The sequence below is a fragment of the Massilimicrobiota sp. mt181 genome, assembly GCF_055420065.1.
Window position 1 is genome coordinate 1 of the sequence record NZ_JBVAYN010000036.1, and the last position, 15,665, is coordinate 15,665.

General features: G+C 31.4%; 18 protein-coding genes. 3 read left to right on the forward strand and 15 right to left on the reverse strand.

Annotated elements, in window-relative coordinates:
- Nucleotides 1-244: 244 nt before the first annotated feature.
- Entirely contained in the window at nucleotides 245-937 is a 693-nt protein-coding gene (locus ACZYT4_RS13165) for a hypothetical protein (RefSeq protein ID WP_463786571.1), read from the reverse strand.
- 196 nt (nucleotides 938-1,133) lie between these two features.
- On the opposite strand from ACZYT4_RS13165, the gene ACZYT4_RS13170 reads away from it, so the two are divergent.
- The 3 genes from ACZYT4_RS13170 (at nucleotide 1,134) to ACZYT4_RS13180 (ending at nucleotide 2,944) form a co-directional block, all read left to right on the forward strand.
- Nucleotides 1,134-1,613, forward strand: coding sequence for a phosphatase PAP2 family protein (locus ACZYT4_RS13170; protein ID WP_463786573.1), 480 nt, complete (start codon nucleotides 1,134-1,136; stop codon nucleotides 1,611-1,613).
- 61 nt (nucleotides 1,614-1,674) lie between these two features.
- Complete coding sequence (locus ACZYT4_RS13175) at nucleotides 1,675-2,103, forward strand: MarR family transcriptional regulator (RefSeq protein WP_463786577.1); 429 nt, start codon at nucleotides 1,675-1,677, stop codon at nucleotides 2,101-2,103.
- Nucleotides 2,096-2,944 (forward strand): DegV family protein, encoded by an 849-nt coding sequence (locus ACZYT4_RS13180; protein ID WP_463786580.1) that lies wholly within the window; start codon nucleotides 2,096-2,098, stop codon nucleotides 2,942-2,944. Before ACZYT4_RS13175 ends, ACZYT4_RS13180 begins: the two co-directional genes overlap by 8 nt.
- A gap of 14 nt (nucleotides 2,945-2,958) precedes the next feature.
- On the opposite strand, the gene ACZYT4_RS13185 is transcribed toward ACZYT4_RS13180, so the two are convergent.
- From ACZYT4_RS13185 to ACZYT4_RS13250, 14 genes are all read right to left on the reverse strand, one after another.
- Nucleotides 2,959-4,299 carry an MATE family efflux transporter gene (locus tag ACZYT4_RS13185; protein ID WP_463786583.1) on the reverse strand — a complete coding sequence of 447 codons (1,341 nt, stop codon included), beginning with the start codon at nucleotides 4,297-4,299 and terminating at the stop codon, nucleotides 2,959-2,961.
- Between the two features lie 69 nt (nucleotides 4,300-4,368).
- The gene (locus ACZYT4_RS13190; protein ID WP_463786587.1) at nucleotides 4,369-4,935 is read right to left on the reverse strand and encodes a GNAT family N-acetyltransferase; all 567 of its coding nucleotides are present in this window, start codon (nucleotides 4,933-4,935) and stop codon (nucleotides 4,369-4,371) included.
- A 1-nt stretch (nucleotide 4,936) separates the two neighbouring features.
- Nucleotides 4,937-5,338, reverse strand: a complete 402-nt coding sequence (locus tag ACZYT4_RS13195) for a secondary thiamine-phosphate synthase enzyme YjbQ (RefSeq protein ID WP_463786591.1) — start codon at nucleotides 5,336-5,338, stop codon at nucleotides 4,937-4,939.
- A gap of 11 nt (nucleotides 5,339-5,349) precedes the next feature.
- Nucleotides 5,350-5,820 carry a GNAT family N-acetyltransferase gene (locus ACZYT4_RS13200; protein WP_463786593.1) on the reverse strand — a complete coding sequence of 157 codons (471 nt, stop codon included), beginning with the start codon at nucleotides 5,818-5,820 and terminating at the stop codon, nucleotides 5,350-5,352.
- Nucleotides 5,801-6,001, reverse strand: coding sequence for a DUF951 domain-containing protein (locus tag ACZYT4_RS13205; RefSeq protein WP_463786595.1), 201 nt, complete (start codon nucleotides 5,999-6,001; stop codon nucleotides 5,801-5,803). The genes ACZYT4_RS13200 and ACZYT4_RS13205 overlap by 20 nt, the downstream gene beginning before the upstream one ends.
- Nucleotides 5,991-6,851: a bifunctional methylenetetrahydrofolate dehydrogenase/methenyltetrahydrofolate cyclohydrolase FolD gene (gene folD / locus ACZYT4_RS13210; RefSeq protein ID WP_463786597.1), complete on the reverse strand. Its 861-nt coding sequence runs from the start codon at nucleotides 6,849-6,851 to the stop codon at nucleotides 5,991-5,993. The genes ACZYT4_RS13205 and folD overlap by 11 nt, the downstream gene beginning before the upstream one ends.
- 105 nt (nucleotides 6,852-6,956) lie before the next feature.
- Nucleotides 6,957-8,372, reverse strand: coding sequence for an NAD(P)/FAD-dependent oxidoreductase (locus tag ACZYT4_RS13215; RefSeq protein WP_463786599.1), 1,416 nt, complete (start codon nucleotides 8,370-8,372; stop codon nucleotides 6,957-6,959).
- Nucleotides 8,373-8,494: 122 nt separating this feature from the next.
- A complete protein-coding gene (locus ACZYT4_RS13220) occupies nucleotides 8,495-9,424 on the reverse strand; it encodes an AEC family transporter (RefSeq protein WP_463786601.1) in 930 nt (309 codons plus the stop codon).
- 3 nt (nucleotides 9,425-9,427) lie between these two features.
- Nucleotides 9,428-9,679 carry a kinase to dihydroxyacetone kinase gene (locus ACZYT4_RS13225; RefSeq protein ID WP_463786602.1) on the reverse strand — a complete coding sequence of 84 codons (252 nt, stop codon included), beginning with the start codon at nucleotides 9,677-9,679 and terminating at the stop codon, nucleotides 9,428-9,430.
- A gap of 2 nt (nucleotides 9,680-9,681) precedes the next feature.
- Nucleotides 9,682-11,154, reverse strand: a complete 1,473-nt coding sequence (locus ACZYT4_RS13230) for a glycoside hydrolase family 1 protein (RefSeq protein WP_463786604.1) — start codon at nucleotides 11,152-11,154, stop codon at nucleotides 9,682-9,684.
- Nucleotides 11,155-11,245: 91 nt separating this feature from the next.
- The gene (locus tag ACZYT4_RS13235) at nucleotides 11,246-12,193 is read right to left on the reverse strand and encodes a magnesium transporter CorA family protein (protein ID WP_463786606.1); all 948 of its coding nucleotides are present in this window, start codon (nucleotides 12,191-12,193) and stop codon (nucleotides 11,246-11,248) included.
- Nucleotides 12,194-12,431: 238 nt separating this feature from the next.
- Nucleotides 12,432-13,643, reverse strand: a complete 1,212-nt coding sequence (locus tag ACZYT4_RS13240) for an ATP-grasp domain-containing protein (protein ID WP_463786609.1) — start codon at nucleotides 13,641-13,643, stop codon at nucleotides 12,432-12,434.
- Nucleotides 13,643-14,398, reverse strand: coding sequence for an esterase family protein (locus ACZYT4_RS13245; RefSeq protein WP_463786612.1), 756 nt, complete (start codon nucleotides 14,396-14,398; stop codon nucleotides 13,643-13,645). Before ACZYT4_RS13245 ends, ACZYT4_RS13240 begins: the two co-directional genes overlap by 1 nt.
- Before the next feature lie 13 nt (nucleotides 14,399-14,411).
- Nucleotides 14,412-15,593 (reverse strand): ATP-grasp domain-containing protein, encoded by a 1,182-nt coding sequence (locus ACZYT4_RS13250; protein WP_463786614.1) that lies wholly within the window; start codon nucleotides 15,591-15,593, stop codon nucleotides 14,412-14,414.
- Nucleotides 15,594-15,665: the final 72 nt, after the last annotated feature.

The following is a 15,665-nucleotide window of genomic DNA, read 5'->3' on the forward strand; positions in this document are numbered from 1 at the left end:
GGGTTTGCCTTTTCTTTTTGTTCTCTTTCCTTATTTCTGTATATATTATAGTCCTTTCTTTTGGCACTGTCAAGTATAGAGTGCTAAATATTTTTAAAGTCTTTGTTAATTCCTTGTTAAATCAAGGATTTGCAAGCATTTTCCACTCTTGAAATTATTATTTTTCTTAGGTTTGACACCAATTTGACACCACTTTTAAACCGTAAACAAGTCATTATACACAAGCCATATAAAGAATCTATGCTCATTTGGATATAATATTATTAACATGTCGTAAAAGATAAGCATCCATATCTTCAAACCCTGTCATACTTCGATAAAGTGTTACTTTTTTCTTTTTTATATAAATGATGATCTTAATACATTCTTCCCATCCATATACATCTTTGACTTTTCGAACAACTTTTGTGATTTCGGTTACAGAAAATGTGTAAGTTTTCCCTATGACTGGTCTTACCATCATAACATCTCCTCTAGCAAGCATCTGGAATCTACATATAGAAATCCCCCATATAATAAAGGGACTTGCAAAAATAAAAGAACCTATACTTAAACAAACTAGGAATATTGCACTCACAACATTTAATATGGCAACAAACACTATTGAAAAAATCAATGATAACAAAATAACAACTATAAAGATAAGATTGTTTTTTGCCCAATAGACTTCAGTTTGAAGACCAAGCTCCGCTTCAAACATGACATGATTATCATCATCAAAGAAAAATATCCTGATATTATGATCTTTACCATATTGAGTTGCTTGATAAATCAAGCGAATTCTATCCTGATCAGTGATTTCTCCTTGATGTTTAATCCAACAGATAGAATCAGCCAATGCATAAAATGCATTAAAACACACTTCACCATCAAATCTTGCGATATGACCATTATCATCTTCAACTTGTACATAACTTTTCGTTCCTGTTATTTTCACTACATATCATCTCCACAAAACCCATTCTACACTCACATTATATCAAAAATTATCTTTTCATAACTTATTTTATATTGATGCGTTTATACATTTTGTATAATCTCTAAACATCACTATACTTCTTTGTTAAAATATTTATTTTATTTGTTTTCATCGTCCTTTTTCGTTATAATATGATGGAAAGGATGATCTTGTATTGGAAAGTTTTTATCAATCTATGTTAGCTTTTATTAGAAAAAAACCTTCCTTAGAAAAGCTAATCATTATATTAACAAAATATTGCCCCTATATTACATTTACATTATATCTTTGTATACTGATTGATTTAGGGGTTACGCATAATTCGCATTTTTTGGAAGCCATATGGAAACCATGTTTGGCATTTCTCTTTGTGACTGTTTTTAGAAAAATCATCAATCGTCCTCGTCCATATGAACACATGAACATTGAACCACTACGAGGGCATAAACATGGAGAATCATTTCCAAGTCGCCATAGCGTCAGTGCAATGATTATAGCTTTGGTTTGTTTTTATGCCAATTTTTATATTGGAGTATTTGCTTTAGTGATTGCTGTCATCATTTGTTTAACAAGAATACTGAGTGGAGTGCATCATATCAGTGATGTTATTGCAGCCATCATCATTGCTTTGATTTGTTTTATGATTTCATATTGACTTTCAACGAAAATAATTTATACTATACTTAAAATATTTTAAGTATTTATCAGGAGGTTATATGCTGAGTCAAGAATTTCAGGCAGTTTATAATATTTTTAAAATGAACTTTTACGCTTCAATGTGTGCAGCTTCTAAAGAATTGACCATGCAAGAGGCATTTAGTCTAGATATTATATATATGCTAGGTGAACCTACAATTTTAGAATATGCAAAATATATGGGCATTTCTCAACCTAATGCCACATATAAGATTAATCAGTTGGTTGAAAAAGAATATCTTATTAAAACAGTCAGTCAGGAAGATAAACGCTCTTATCATCTAAAAGTGACAAGTAAATTTTTGGAATTTTATCGAGAAAATGATCGTTATATCAAAAAAGCACTTAAAGAAATTGAGAAGTTATTTAGTAAAGAAGAAATTAAATCTTTGGAAAAAATGCTTCGTACAATTAGAATTTTTATGACAGAGGGTGAACATCATGATTAAAATTATTACTGATTCTACATCTGATATAGATTTAGAATATGCGAAACAATTGAATATTGATATTATTCCACTGAAAGTTATTATTAATGGAAAAGAGTATCGCGATCGTATTGATCTTCAACCTGATCAATTTTATGATTTATTAGTCAATAGTGATACCCTTCCAACAACATCGCAACCTTCTCCTCAAGATTTTTTAAATTTCTATGAAAAGGCAAAGGAACAACAGGATAGCGTTATTGTTATTACACTTTCTAGTATTATTAGTGGAACATATCAAAGCGCTAATATAGCGAAGGATTTAGCTGAATATGATGATATCTATATTATTGATAGCCTAGGAACAACTCAAATGCAAAGATTGATTGTTTTAAAGGCTGTAGCTTTAAGAAAGGAACAAAAATCAGCTAAAGACATTTATACCATTTTGGAAGAATATAAACATCGTGTGCGTTTATATGCTTTTGTTGATACATTAGAATATTTATATAAAGGTGGTCGTTTATCAAGAACTGCAGCAACAGCTGGAACACTTTTAAAATTCAAACCTATTATTGGTTTTCAAGAAGGAAAATTAGAGGTCTTTGCGAAAGCAAGGGGAACGCAAAAAGCAACCAACAAGATTATTGAATTGATCCAACAAGATGGCGAAATTGATCTTCAAGAACCAATCTGCATTGGATATAATGGTTCTACTGATGGATTAGATAAATTTGAAAACACATTAAAAGATGCCTTACATTTTGATAATGCACTTCATGGTGTGATTGGTCCAGTTATTGGGACTCATGCTGGACCTGGCGCAAGACTTATCACTTATGTAAGAAAAAAGGAAGTTTAACTTAACTTCCTTTTTTAGTCTATATTCCACATTTTCATGCGACGTCTAATCAGATAAATTGTAATCATAAAAGCGATAAAATCTGCAATTGGTACAGCAAAAAAGACACCATACAAACCAAAAATCCATGATAAAATTAATATCAGAGGTATCAATAAAAGACATTGTCTCAACAGATTTAAGAAACTTGATTGTTTTACCATTCCAATGGCTTGAAAGAAGTTCGCACACATTGTCTGACAGCCAACAAATGGTAAACAAAGAAACCATATACGTAAGGCTGTATTTCCTAATTCAATAATTTCTGGCTCCTGATTAAAAATAGATATAATCATTGAAGGGAATAATTGAATGATTAGAAAACCAAGACATGATAAAATGCTTGCTCCAATAATTGTATATTTTAAAGTTTGTTTCACTCGAGAATAATTTTCAGCTCCATAATTATAACTGATAATAGGTTGTTGTCCTTGCGTCATACCTGTTAATGGCATTAACATTAAAGTTTGGACACTTGTAATAATACCTACGGTTGAAATTGCTAAATCTCCACCATAAATTCCTAATGTACCATTAATCACAATATTAAGAAGACTTGTAGACAACTGCATCAAAAAGGCAGGTAATCCTGTTTTTATAATCATAGAAGCATAATGTATTTTCAATTTCATATGATTTAAACGGCATTGTATGATTCCTCTTTTTCCAAATAAAAATGCTAACTGCCAAATCATGCTTAAACATTGACCACCAATGGTTGCTAGAGCGGCTCCTTCCATTCCCATATGACATTGCACAATCAAAATATAGTCAAAAACAATATTAAATCCTGCACCTAACAGCTGTGATACCATTGCATTCTTGGCGTTACCTTGTGCACGTGAAAAATTATTTCCACACATGGCAACACATTGAAAAACAGCTCCATATAAAATAATACTCAAATAGGCACTGGCATAGGGTAGAACCTTCTCACTTGCACCTAATACTGTTAATATTGGATTCATGAATATATTTCCAAAAATCATGAAAATAAAGCCAAAAATAACCGTAATCATCAAGGCATTACCTTGATAATACTTTGCATCTTCTTCATTTTTAGAGCCTAACGCTATAGAAAAACGCGTTGCTCCACCAACACCTGCCATTAAACTTAAAGCCATTAAAACTAAAGTGACAGGATAAGAAACTGTAATTCCTGCCAATCCCAAAGAACCTAATTCAGGTGTATTTCCAATAAACATTCTATCTACAATATTATAGATTGCATTGACCACCATTCCTATCATGGCTGGCACTGATAATTCTACTAATAAGGGCAATAATTTTTGTGTCCCCATCCTATCTTTATCCATATCTTCATCTCCCTTAACACGTTTTTAGTTTATTCATAAACATTTTCTCTGTCAAGAAAAGAAGACATCTCAAACGATGTCTTTTTCAATATAATGAGGGTACATATTCCAATATTTTAAATAAGTAAAGTCTTGTTCTGCTGTAAAATTATACTGATACATACGAAAATGAACAGGTATATCTTTAGGTTGCCATTGTTCTAAATAAGTATAACAATATTTCATTCCTATTTTTTTCATGACTTTTCCACTATTGGGATTATGAATATCATGTGTTGCTGTTACATAAGGTATGCCAGAAGCTTTCAGTTCTTCAATCATTTTCAAAGCAACTTCACTGACAATTCCCTGATGCCAAAATTCTTTTTTTAAAGTATATCCAAAATCATGACTTTCATCATCACTGACATGAATATAACCGATAGGCACACCATTTTCTTTAAAACATATAGCATAGCGACCTTTTTGATTTTGATATGTCTTAAGATATTGTTTCGCTTCATTGATGTCTTTTAAACAAAACATTGGTAAAAAGCGAGTCACATCTTCATCACTTAAGAGTTCATACAATGCTTCTTCATCACCATCAGAAAAACGTCTTAAAATGAATCTTTGAGTCTCAAAATAGTCTCTCATATTATCCTTTAATCACTTTCACATAAAACTTTCTTTGTCTAGGTCCATCAAATTCGCACAAATAAATACCTTGCCATATACCTAATAAAAGCTGTCCCTGATGCACAATAAAATTTTGTCCTGGGCCAAAAATCGTTGATTTGATGTGAGCATGAGAATTTCCTTCAAAATGATGATAATCGTGATGTTCTGTGGGAAATGCACGTTCAAAGGCATTGATCATATCTCTGACAACATCCGGATCTGCATTTTCATTGACTGTAATACCTGCTGTTGTATGAGGTGTATAGACAACAACAATACCTTCATCAACTCCTGTTTTTTGAAGGTCCTGTTGAACAATACTTGTAATATCATGCATTTCCATACGTTTAGAAAATTGATATTGATGTTCAAATAACATAAGTCACACTCCTATAAATCTTTAATATACCACTTATCACAGGCATAATGTGGTCCTTGAATTAAAGGTTGTTGTAAAGCAGTAAAGCCATTTTTTAAATAAAATTTATTAGCTGCAATCATATTTGAAAAAGTTTCTAAATAACATTGCTGATAATATTTCTTTGCGAAATTTAAAGACTGATCCAATAATTGTTGCGCGATTCCTGTTCCACGTATTGCTTTATAACAATACATTTTTTGTAGTTCACAAACACCACCAACACCTTGAACTGGGCCTATCCCACAGCCTCCTACAACATGACCATTTTCAATCACAACGAGATATTGCTTATTAGCAGGCTGATAGACCTGATAAAACTGTCCTAAGTCCTTATCTTCCCAGGCACATCCAGGTTTATTACCACCAAACTCAATGAGACAATCACGAATCAGTTTTTCAACCTCTTGATTATCCTTTTCTTCAATCAGTCGTATTTTCATTGGCAGGTATCACTTTCTTTAAACGTTTTTCAAAATCACGACGAGAAAACATCACAATGGCTCCACAACCTAGACATTTGATTTTAATATCAGCACCCATACGAATGATTTTCCATTGATTTGATTTTTTACAAGGATGCTGTTTTTTCATTTCAACAATATCATTTAAATTATATTCCATTCTTTTTCTCCTCTCTTTGATAATAAGCTTTTAATGTATTTTCTAATAACATCGCTATAGTCATTGGTCCAACACCACCCGGAACTGGTGTAATATATGCAGCAATATCTTTCACATCTTCATAATCAACATCACCACATAATTTATTATTTTCATCTCGATTAATACCAACGTCTAAAACGACTGCACCTTTTTTAATATAGTCTCTATTAAAGAATTTTGGTTTCCCTATAGCTGCAATTAAGACATCTGCTCTTTGACATAATGATGCTAAATTCATTGTACGTGAATGAGCAATTGTCACTGTCGCATGTTTATGTAAACATAATAAAGCAACAGGTTTACCAACAATATTACTTCTTCCAACAACAACAACTTCTTTTCCAGTTAAATCATAATTGATTTCATCTAATAAAACCATCATGCCCTGTGGTGTACATGGAACGAGTCCATTTTGTCCTAATACAAGTTTAGCAACATTGATAGGATGAAAACCATCAACATCTTTTTGTGGATCAATTAAATTAAGTATTTTCTCTTCATGAATATGTGAAGGGAGTGGTAATTGAACAAGAATGCCATCTACCTGTTCATCTTGATTTAATTGTTGGACAACTTGCATCAATTCCTCTTCTGATATTTGTTCATCCAATCTGATAACATCAGAAAGCATACCAACATATGCACATGCCTTGTCTTTATTACGCACATATGTCTGACTGGCTTGATTATTTCCTACTAATACAACTGATAATTTAGGTATTCTTTTCCCCTCATTCTTTAATTTTTCAATTTCTTGTTTTAATGCATCTTTTCTTTTGGCTGATATCAATTTTCCATCAATATTCATGTACTATTCCTCCTCATTGTTCTTTTTATTATAATGGAAATAGTCAGAATTGTAAAACAAAAGAAAAACTACAATAAGCATTTTTAACTCATTGTAGCTTTATTTTTAGTATTTCTTCAAAATATGTCTCGCAATAAGGATTCCATTAGCGCCAGCCTGAGCTAGTCCACGTGTAAGTCCAGCTCCATCACCACCAACATATAAACCATCAATCTCACTTTCAAATCCTTCTCTTACTTTTGGTCTTGCTGAATAGAATTTAGCTTCTACTCCATAAAGTAATGTATGTTCATTAGCAATCCCTGGTGTGACATGATCTAAGGCTTCAATCATTTCAATAATTGATTTCATTGTATTATATGGTAAAACTAATCCCAAATCACCTGGAACTGCTTCTGGTAAAGTAGGTACTGTATAACCTTCTTTTAAACGTTTAACTGTTGTACGACGTCCTCTTTTAATATCACCATAGCGTTGGACAATAATACTTCCATGAGAAAGCATATTGGCAAGTCTGGCTACTTCATGAGCAAATTCATTAGGTTCATTAAATGGTTCACTAAATACATGGGAAACAAGTAAAGCAAAATTTGTATTGTGACTACCAAGCTTTGGATCATGATAAGCATGTCCGTTGGCCAACATTGTTCCAGAATGATTCTCAATAACAACATGTCCACTTGGATTAGAACAGAATGTTCTCACTTTTGTTCCAACAGAAGCATTATATACAAATTTTCCTTCATATAAGTTCTGATTAATTTCATCCATAACAATATTGCTTGTTTCTACTCTTACACCAATATCCACCTGATTATTATAAAGTTCAAGTCCCAGATGTTTAAAGACTTTCGCAAGCCATGTTGATCCATCACGTCCAGGTGCTAAAACAACACTAGGTGCATATATTTCCTCGCCATTTTCTAAGACAATTCCCTTGACATGATGATCTTCTACTAAAATATCTTGAACAGCTGTTTTAAAAGCTATATCAATGTGTTGTTTTAATTCATTAGACATCTCTGTCATAATTCTTAAATTTTCTTCTGTTCCTAAATGTCTGACTTTGGCACGTAAAAGCTTTAATCCAACTGCATAGCCTCTTTTTTCAATTTCTCTAACTTTATCTGTTGTTGGGTCGGTAATTTCATGTGTTGCTCCATGTTTTAAATATAATTCATCAACATAATGAATAACATCTTCAACTTCCTGATTATCTAAATAATCAGTCAACCATCCACCAAATTCACTTGTAATGTTAAATTTTCCATCAGAATAGGCCCCAGCTCCCCCAAAACCAGATGTTATTGAACAGGCTGGTAAACATCCAGGCTCATTTTCTTTGATTTGTGGACAGCTTTTAATTTTCTTATCTTTGATAGGACAATGTCTATACATAACATCATGTCCTTTATCCACTAATAATACTTTCAACTCTGGATTTTTTAAATACAATTCATAACTTGTCATAATTCCTGCTGGTCCAGCACCAACAATAATCACATCATAATTTTTTTGCATAAAAAAACGCCTCATTTCTGGGGCATTATTAAATAATCCTCATTTATTATATCCATAAAAATCAAATAATGTCAATAAAATAACTTTGATTAAAAAATGTTATCAAAGACAATAAAACGTTTCTATGAAGTTAAAAATAAAGCAACAATCAGAGGAATCGTAATAATAGAAAGAAGTGTTGTCATAAAGACTGTTTTTGCAGCCAAAGCGACATCTTTATGATATTCTGTCGCAAATAATACAGCAATATTACCAACTGGCATGGAAATCATAATCAGTGAAACACCTAATATCAAAGCATCTTTAATAAAAAAGTTTAATATAGGATAAGCTATTATTGGAATAATAATTTGTTTTAAAATTGTATATGGGTAAACTCTTAGTTCATTGAAAACCTCTTTTAATGGAATTGTTGCTAGAGTGGAACCAATCAACATCATAGCAATAGGTGTGGTAATATCTCCAATCATTGTGATTGTTGAAGAAATGATATCCGGCATTTGAAATCCTGTTAAATAAATCAGTAATGCTACTAAGGAAGATACAACGCCTGGTGAAAATGACTGTCTTAAATTGATTGATATTTTCTCTGCTGAACGATAATTCATAAATAGAATACCTACTGTAAAAACCAGAAGATTAAACAGCATATTAAAAATCGCAGTGAGAAATACAGCTTCATTACCAAAGATAGACTTCATAACTGGAAAGCCCATAAAACCAATATTGGAAAACATTGTCATAAAGATGTATAAACCTTGTTGATGTAAAGGGACTTTCATGATTTTGACAATGATCAATCCAAGGATTGGTAAAACCATAAAAATAACAATAGCAACAATAAAAACAAAAATAATTTCTGAAAGATCTTTTTCAATTGTTGTAGATAAAACAGAAGATACAATCAATGCTGGTGTCGTAACTGACAACAAAAGTGTTGTTAAACGCTGATTAAAATCTACATCAAGTATCTTTATTTTTAATAAAAGATATCCTAAAGCAATCACCAGAAATAATTGTATCATCTGTAAAACAATTACTTGTATATCCACTCTTTATCCTTTTAATCCATGTGATTGTCGTTCCATATTTTCTACAACAATATCATAGATTTCACCAAGAGTTGCTGCATATTGTAAAACAAGCCAAGGCTCATTTGTATGATAATGAATTTTAATCAATTCATCATCTCCAACAGCTAACAGACAATCTCCTTGAAAATGCTCTGTGATATAATCATTAATTTCATCTTCATTTAAATTTTTTCCTTCAATCAATAACTGTGTATCAAACTTATATTCTAACATCATTATTCTCCTTCAAATAAACATGCTCCATTTGTTTCAATAACTTTCTTATACCAATCAAATGATTTTTTCTTATATCTCTTATATGTTCCATTACCTAAATCATCACAATCTACATAAATAAATCCATATCGTTTACTCATTTGTTTTGTTGATTCACTGACAAGGTCAATACATCCCCATGATGTATATCCCATTAAATCTACACCATCAATCTCAATAGCATTTAACATTTCTCTAAAATGCGCATCAAAATAATCAATACGATATTGATCATCAACAGTTCCATCAACAAGTTCATCTTTTGCGCCTAAACCATTTTCCACAATAAACAATGGTTTTCTATAACGATCATACAAATCAACTAAGGAAACTCTTAAACCAATTGGATCAATTTGCCATCCCCAGTCAGATGATGGTATATAAGGATTTTTAATGGCAACATTTGTATTGGCAGCAGTCTTTTTTAATCCTTTATCATCTTTGGCGACACAACTTGATGAATAGTAACTAAATGAAACAAAGTCTACTGGATATTTCTTCATAATATCCAAATCTCCTTCTTCCATTTGAATATGGATACCTTCATTTTTAAATTTAGCAAGTAAATAAGCTGGATATTCACCAAATACCTGTGTATCACTATAACAATATGTACTTCTCATATCCTGTTGAGCCTGTAAAACATCTTCTGGTTTACAAGTATATGGATAATATGTTAGTTTTGTTAACATACAACCTACCTTTGAACCAGGGATTTTTTCGTGACAGATTTTTGTTGCTAGAGCTGAAGCTACGAATTGATGATGCATAGCCTGGAAAATAACCTGTTGGAAATTCTGACCTGGAAAACGATCTTCCACAAGACCACCTGTTGTATATGGATGTCTAATCATGGAATCAACTTCATTAAATGTCAACCAATATTTAACCTTATCCTTATATCTTTCACAGATAACTTCCACATATTTCACAAACATATCGACAACTTCTCTTGATGCCCATCCATTATAATTTAAAACAATATTTAATGGTGGTTCATAGTGTGACATTGTCACTAATGGTTCAATACCATATTTTAAACATTCATCAAAAACATCATCATAAAACTTTAAACCTTCTTCATTAGGTTGTTCATCGTCACCATTAGGAAAAATACGTGACCAGGCAATTGACATTCTATATACCTTGAATCCCATTTCAGCAAAGAGTTTAATATCTTCCTTATAATGATGATATCCATCTGATCCATGTCTTTTTGGATATAAAGAATCATCCTGTGATTTCAAAGCCTCTTCAATATCTTTTGTTGTGATAGCATTTTGTGCATGATAATCCTGAACATCAATATCTAAATGATGTCTGGCACAATCAGAAACACTGATGCCTTTACCTCCTTCATTCCAGCCACCTTCATACTGATTGGCAGCTGTTGCGCCACCCCATAAAAATCCATCTGGGAATTTTCTTACCATATTATTATCCTCCTCTTCTTTGCATTTATTATACATGTTTCTTACATATATTGTTCAAATTTTCAAAAAAAGAAAGATATGTTCCATAAACTTAATGAAACATATCTTTTTTCATAAATATAAATGAAGCAACCACACATGCAATGATGGCAATCAAAGTTGGTACCCACCATACTGGTCCTGGTAAACCTGAAACATTCATTCCATAAAAACTAAAGATAATATTTGGTATTGACATGACAATCGTAATAACTGTTAAAACTTTCATAACAATATTTAAGTTATTTGAAATAACAGAAGCATAAGCATCCATTGTTCCAGATAAGATATTTGAATAAATACTACACATTTCAATAGCCTGATTAATTTCTACTAAAACATCTTCCAATAAATCTTGATCATCTTCATATAATTTAATAGATTTTCCACGCATAATTTTATTTAAAGTAATTTCATCTGTTTTTAATGATGTTGAAAAATAAACTAGAGATTTTTCTAAACCAAGCATTTGAATAAGTTCTTTATTTTGCATTGATTTATGTAATTTCTGTTCAGTTAATGATGATAAACGATCAATCTGACGTAAATAAATCAAATATCTCTGAGAAATTCTTAAAAGAAGCTTTAATAAAAATCTCGTTTTCATCTCTGTATGTACACCTTTGACTTTACCTGTTGCCATATCTTCAATATTCAGGTTTTCATATAAAGAAATTGTAATAATATAACCTTTCATTAAGACAATACCTAATGGTAAGGTTGTATATTGTAAAGTCATCTTATCATATCTTCCATCTGTTTCTTCAGCACTTGGATAATCGACAATAACCAAAGTCTGATTAAAATCATCATCATAGTCGATATGTGAGCTTTCTTCTTCATCTAATGAAGACTGTACAAATTCGGGAACAATTCCTAAATCATTCACTAAAAATTGTTTTTCTTCTTCTGTTGGAGACACAACATTAATCCAGCATCCCATTTCTAGACTTTCTACTTTTTTTGTTTCAGTTCCAAAAGTTTTGTAAAATTCTATCATTTTAATCCTCCCATTCTATAACAGGAGAATATAGACTATGTCTCCTGTTATGTTATTTTTGTTATAAAATTTCGTATCTTCATCCGGCTCCGGAGACATAGTAACACCTTCTTTCTTTCCTTTGCCATTATAACACAAAATATTTGATAAAAAAGCCCTTGGTCTGTAAATTTTTCTTTTTTTCAAAGAAAAAAAGATTTAAATCAGAATAACATCTTGATTTAAATCTTCATAGAAATTATATCCAGTCTGTTCCATCTTCTCTTTTTAAAATATAGCGAATCATTTCAAAGAGTTCTTCTTTTGATTTAGATTTCACAATAAAGACATGATTACCCATTGCACCACTTAAAGAATCAGGTACATCAGTTTCTAGAGCTATCTGATTACCATATTGTTCCCTAATCTGATCATAGTTATGCATATAACAGATACCATCTCTTCGACCTGTGTAAGCTACCCAATATTCACGATGAATATCGTAAAAACATTGGTTATATTTTACCATATCAGCCCATATTGTATAAACATCTACATTATAAGTATAATTGATCATATCGGGCATATATGCACCAGGTGCACGCATATTCACTTCTAAACCAACAATATCACCTTTTTTACCTAATCCTTCTTTATCCTGATCTAGTCTAAAGAATTCAAAATGATAAAAGCGACTTCTTGTATCAAATGCTTCTACAACTTTTTTACCAATTTCATAAAGGTCTAATCCTTCTACTGGTTGTGAATAAAAAGCAGTATCACTCAATTCATTCACATTGTCCATAATAGAATTTAACATAACATGTGAAGAACAAATAAATATATTTTTATCTTTATCAGTAATACCATCAAAAGTTTCAACATGCCCAGGCACCATTTCCTCAATAATAAATTGAATATAAGATGGTTTTGTCGCAAAGAAATAATCAAGCTCATCATCATTTCTCAGTTTATAAGTAGAGCTAGCTCCTACACCATTATCTGGTTTCACAATAACTGGATAACCAACTTTATTCGCAAATGCTTTGGTTGCCAGATAATCATCAACTTTTCGATATCTAGCGGTAGGAATGCCTATTTGTTTATAAACTTCTTTCATTTTTGATTTATATTTCATTGGAGATAGATCTTGAATTTTCGTTCCTGTTGTAACATTAAACTCATTTCTGAGCGTTGCTTCAAGTTCTAACCAGTATTCATTTTGAGATTCAATCCAATCAATTTTACCGTAATGCCATGTAAAATAAGCACATGCTCTATAAACACTTTCATAATCTTCTAAATCATCTACACGATAATATTCAGTTAAAGCAATTTTCGTATGATAAGGCAAATTTTCATAACTCTCATCACCTATACCTAAAACGTTCACGCCTCTCACTTTCAGGCGATCACAGAAATTATAAAAATAATCTGGAAAGTTTGGGGAAATAAATACAACATTCATCATTATATAACTCTTTCTACAAAGTAAGGAAATTGGATTTGCCACCAATCCCAATCATGGTTAACATCATATCCCCAAAAATCAATCCAAGCTGGAATATCTTTATACTCCAATAATTCTTTCATACGTTTCGTGCTTCTAATCATGTCATCTTCCCATGCTCCTTGTCCACAACATAAAACAATACGGCAATGACGATACATTTCTACATATGGATGATCATAACTCATTCCATGAAGATACTGAATTGGTGAATTACGATATAAAATATCATCATGATAATCACCAAAGAATAAATCACTATCATAATAACCACTTAAAGCAATTGTTCCTATAAAAATATCTGGTCTTCTAAACATAAAATTTACAGCATGAGAAGCTCCCATAGAACAACCTGTTGTATAAATCCCTTGAGCATATTCTCCATTATTCCCATATGAATTAATTTCAAAAATTCTCGGTACCAGTTCATTAACAATATAATAAAACCATTGTTCCATCATATAAGTTCTATGACGATTATCTACACCTTCAGCAGACCATGATTCCTGATCAATACTGTCACAACAAAACAATTGAATTTTTCCTTCATCAATAAGATGTTTGACAGTATCAACCATACCAAAATTTTCAAAATCATAAAATCTTCCATTTTGTGCTGGAAAAACAAGTATTGGTGTTCCAGCATGCCCATAGACTTTATATTCCATATCTCGTGTTAAACATTCACTGTATTCTTTAAACCATTCTGTTTTCATCTTAATCCCTCCTCTAACCTAAAACATAATCCACAAATTCATTAACCTGATCCATATTTTCAAAACGTGCAGTATAAGTAAAGTTTCCCATAGCGCCACTTAAAATATCAGGCATTCTTTCACATGTGACTAAATCAAAACGATATCGTGAGACAATGTCCTCATGACTATGTGTATAATTGATGTGATCTCTTCTTCCACAATAGACACAATGATATGGACGATGATGATCATATTCACTATATCCTTTTGTGACCATATCAGCATAAATCTGATAAACATCAATATCATTCGCATAATTCATCATATCAGGTGTATAACCCCCAGGTGTCCTTAAATTCACTTCTAACCCTACAATATTGCCTTTTTGTCCTAAACCTGGTTTATCCTCTAATAATCTAAAAAACTCCATATGGAAGCATCTTCCAGCCGTATAGAATGCTTTTACACAGGCTTGCCCAGCTTTCTTTAAATCATAAGGTATTTCACGTAATGAATAATAATACATACTACTTGATTCATTAACGACATCCATAATTGGATTAGGAAAAACATGTGATGTTTCAAATAATATATCTTTATTAAGATTGGCAATACCATCATAAGAAATAATCAATCCATTGACAAATTCTTCCATAATATATTGTGTCACATGATCTTCTTTATAAAAATTTTCTAGCTCCTCTTGATTAGAGATTTTATATGTTTTTGCAGCTCCAACACCATTATCAGGTTTGACAACAACTGGATAACCCACTTCATTTATAAATTCTAATCCAGCTTTCAAATCACTAACAAGATGATATCGTGCTGTCTTTACACCAGCTTCTTCATAAAATTTTTTCATTTTTGACTTACATTTAATATCTTCAATATGGTTCGTATGAATACCTGTAGATATATTAAAATCAGTACGTAAACGTGCATCCTGTTCTAACCAGTATTCATTATTGGATTCTAGCCAGCCAATATGTCCATAATGAAAAATAAAATATCCCATAGCTTTCACCATCTCATCATAATTTTCCATTGAATAAACCTGATAATAATCATCAATAGAATTTTTAAGCTCATCACTCAACTGATCATAAGGTGTATCAGCTATAGCTAAGACTGTTACCCCACTCTTTTTTAGACGGTTACAGAATTGATAAAAATTTTTTGGAAAAGATGGTGATATGTAGACAAAATTCATAAAATAACTCCCCCTTTTATATCCTTTTACCTATTATATCATAATACATAAAAAAAAAGGAATAAAAAAAAG

Coding starts and splice junctions, on each gene's coding strand:
- ACZYT4_RS13175 (WP_463786577.1), top strand. CDS start 1,675: ATGCTGAGTCAAGAATTTCAGGCAGTTTATAATATTTTTAAAATGAAC.
- ACZYT4_RS13180 (WP_463786580.1), top strand. CDS start 2,096: ATGATTAAAATTATTACTGATTCTACATCTGATATAGATTTAGAATAT.
- ACZYT4_RS13185 (WP_463786583.1), bottom strand. CDS start 4,299: ATGGATAAAGATAGGATGGGGACACAAAAATTATTGCCCTTATTAGTA.
- ACZYT4_RS13190 (WP_463786587.1), bottom strand. CDS start 4,935: ATGAGAGACTATTTTGAGACTCAAAGATTCATTTTAAGACGTTTTTCT.
- ACZYT4_RS13195 (WP_463786591.1), bottom strand. CDS start 5,338: ATGTTATTTGAACATCAATATCAATTTTCTAAACGTATGGAAATGCAT.
- ACZYT4_RS13200 (WP_463786593.1), bottom strand. CDS start 5,820: ATGAAAATACGACTGATTGAAGAAAAGGATAATCAAGAGGTTGAAAAA.
- ACZYT4_RS13205 (WP_463786595.1), bottom strand. CDS start 6,001: ATGGAATATAATTTAAATGATATTGTTGAAATGAAAAAACAGCATCCT.
- folD (WP_463786597.1), bottom strand. CDS start 6,851: ATGAATATTGATGGAAAATTGATATCAGCCAAAAGAAAAGATGCATTA.
- ACZYT4_RS13215 (WP_463786599.1), bottom strand. CDS start 8,372: ATGCAAAAAAATTATGATGTGATTATTGTTGGTGCTGGACCAGCAGGA.
- ACZYT4_RS13225 (WP_463786602.1), bottom strand. CDS start 9,679: ATGTTAGAATATAAGTTTGATACACAGTTATTGATTGAAGGAAAAAAT.
- ACZYT4_RS13230 (WP_463786604.1), bottom strand. CDS start 11,154: ATGGTAAGAAAATTCCCAGATGGATTTTTATGGGGTGGCGCAACAGCT.
- ACZYT4_RS13235 (WP_463786606.1), bottom strand. CDS start 12,193: ATGATAGAATTTTACAAAACTTTTGGAACTGAAACAAAAAAAGTAGAA.
- ACZYT4_RS13240 (WP_463786609.1), bottom strand. CDS start 13,643: ATGATGAATGTTGTATTTATTTCCCCAAACTTTCCAGATTATTTTTAT.
- ACZYT4_RS13245 (WP_463786612.1), bottom strand. CDS start 14,398: ATGAAAACAGAATGGTTTAAAGAATACAGTGAATGTTTAACACGAGAT.
- ACZYT4_RS13250 (WP_463786614.1), bottom strand. CDS start 15,593: ATGAATTTTGTCTACATATCACCATCTTTTCCAAAAAATTTTTATCAA.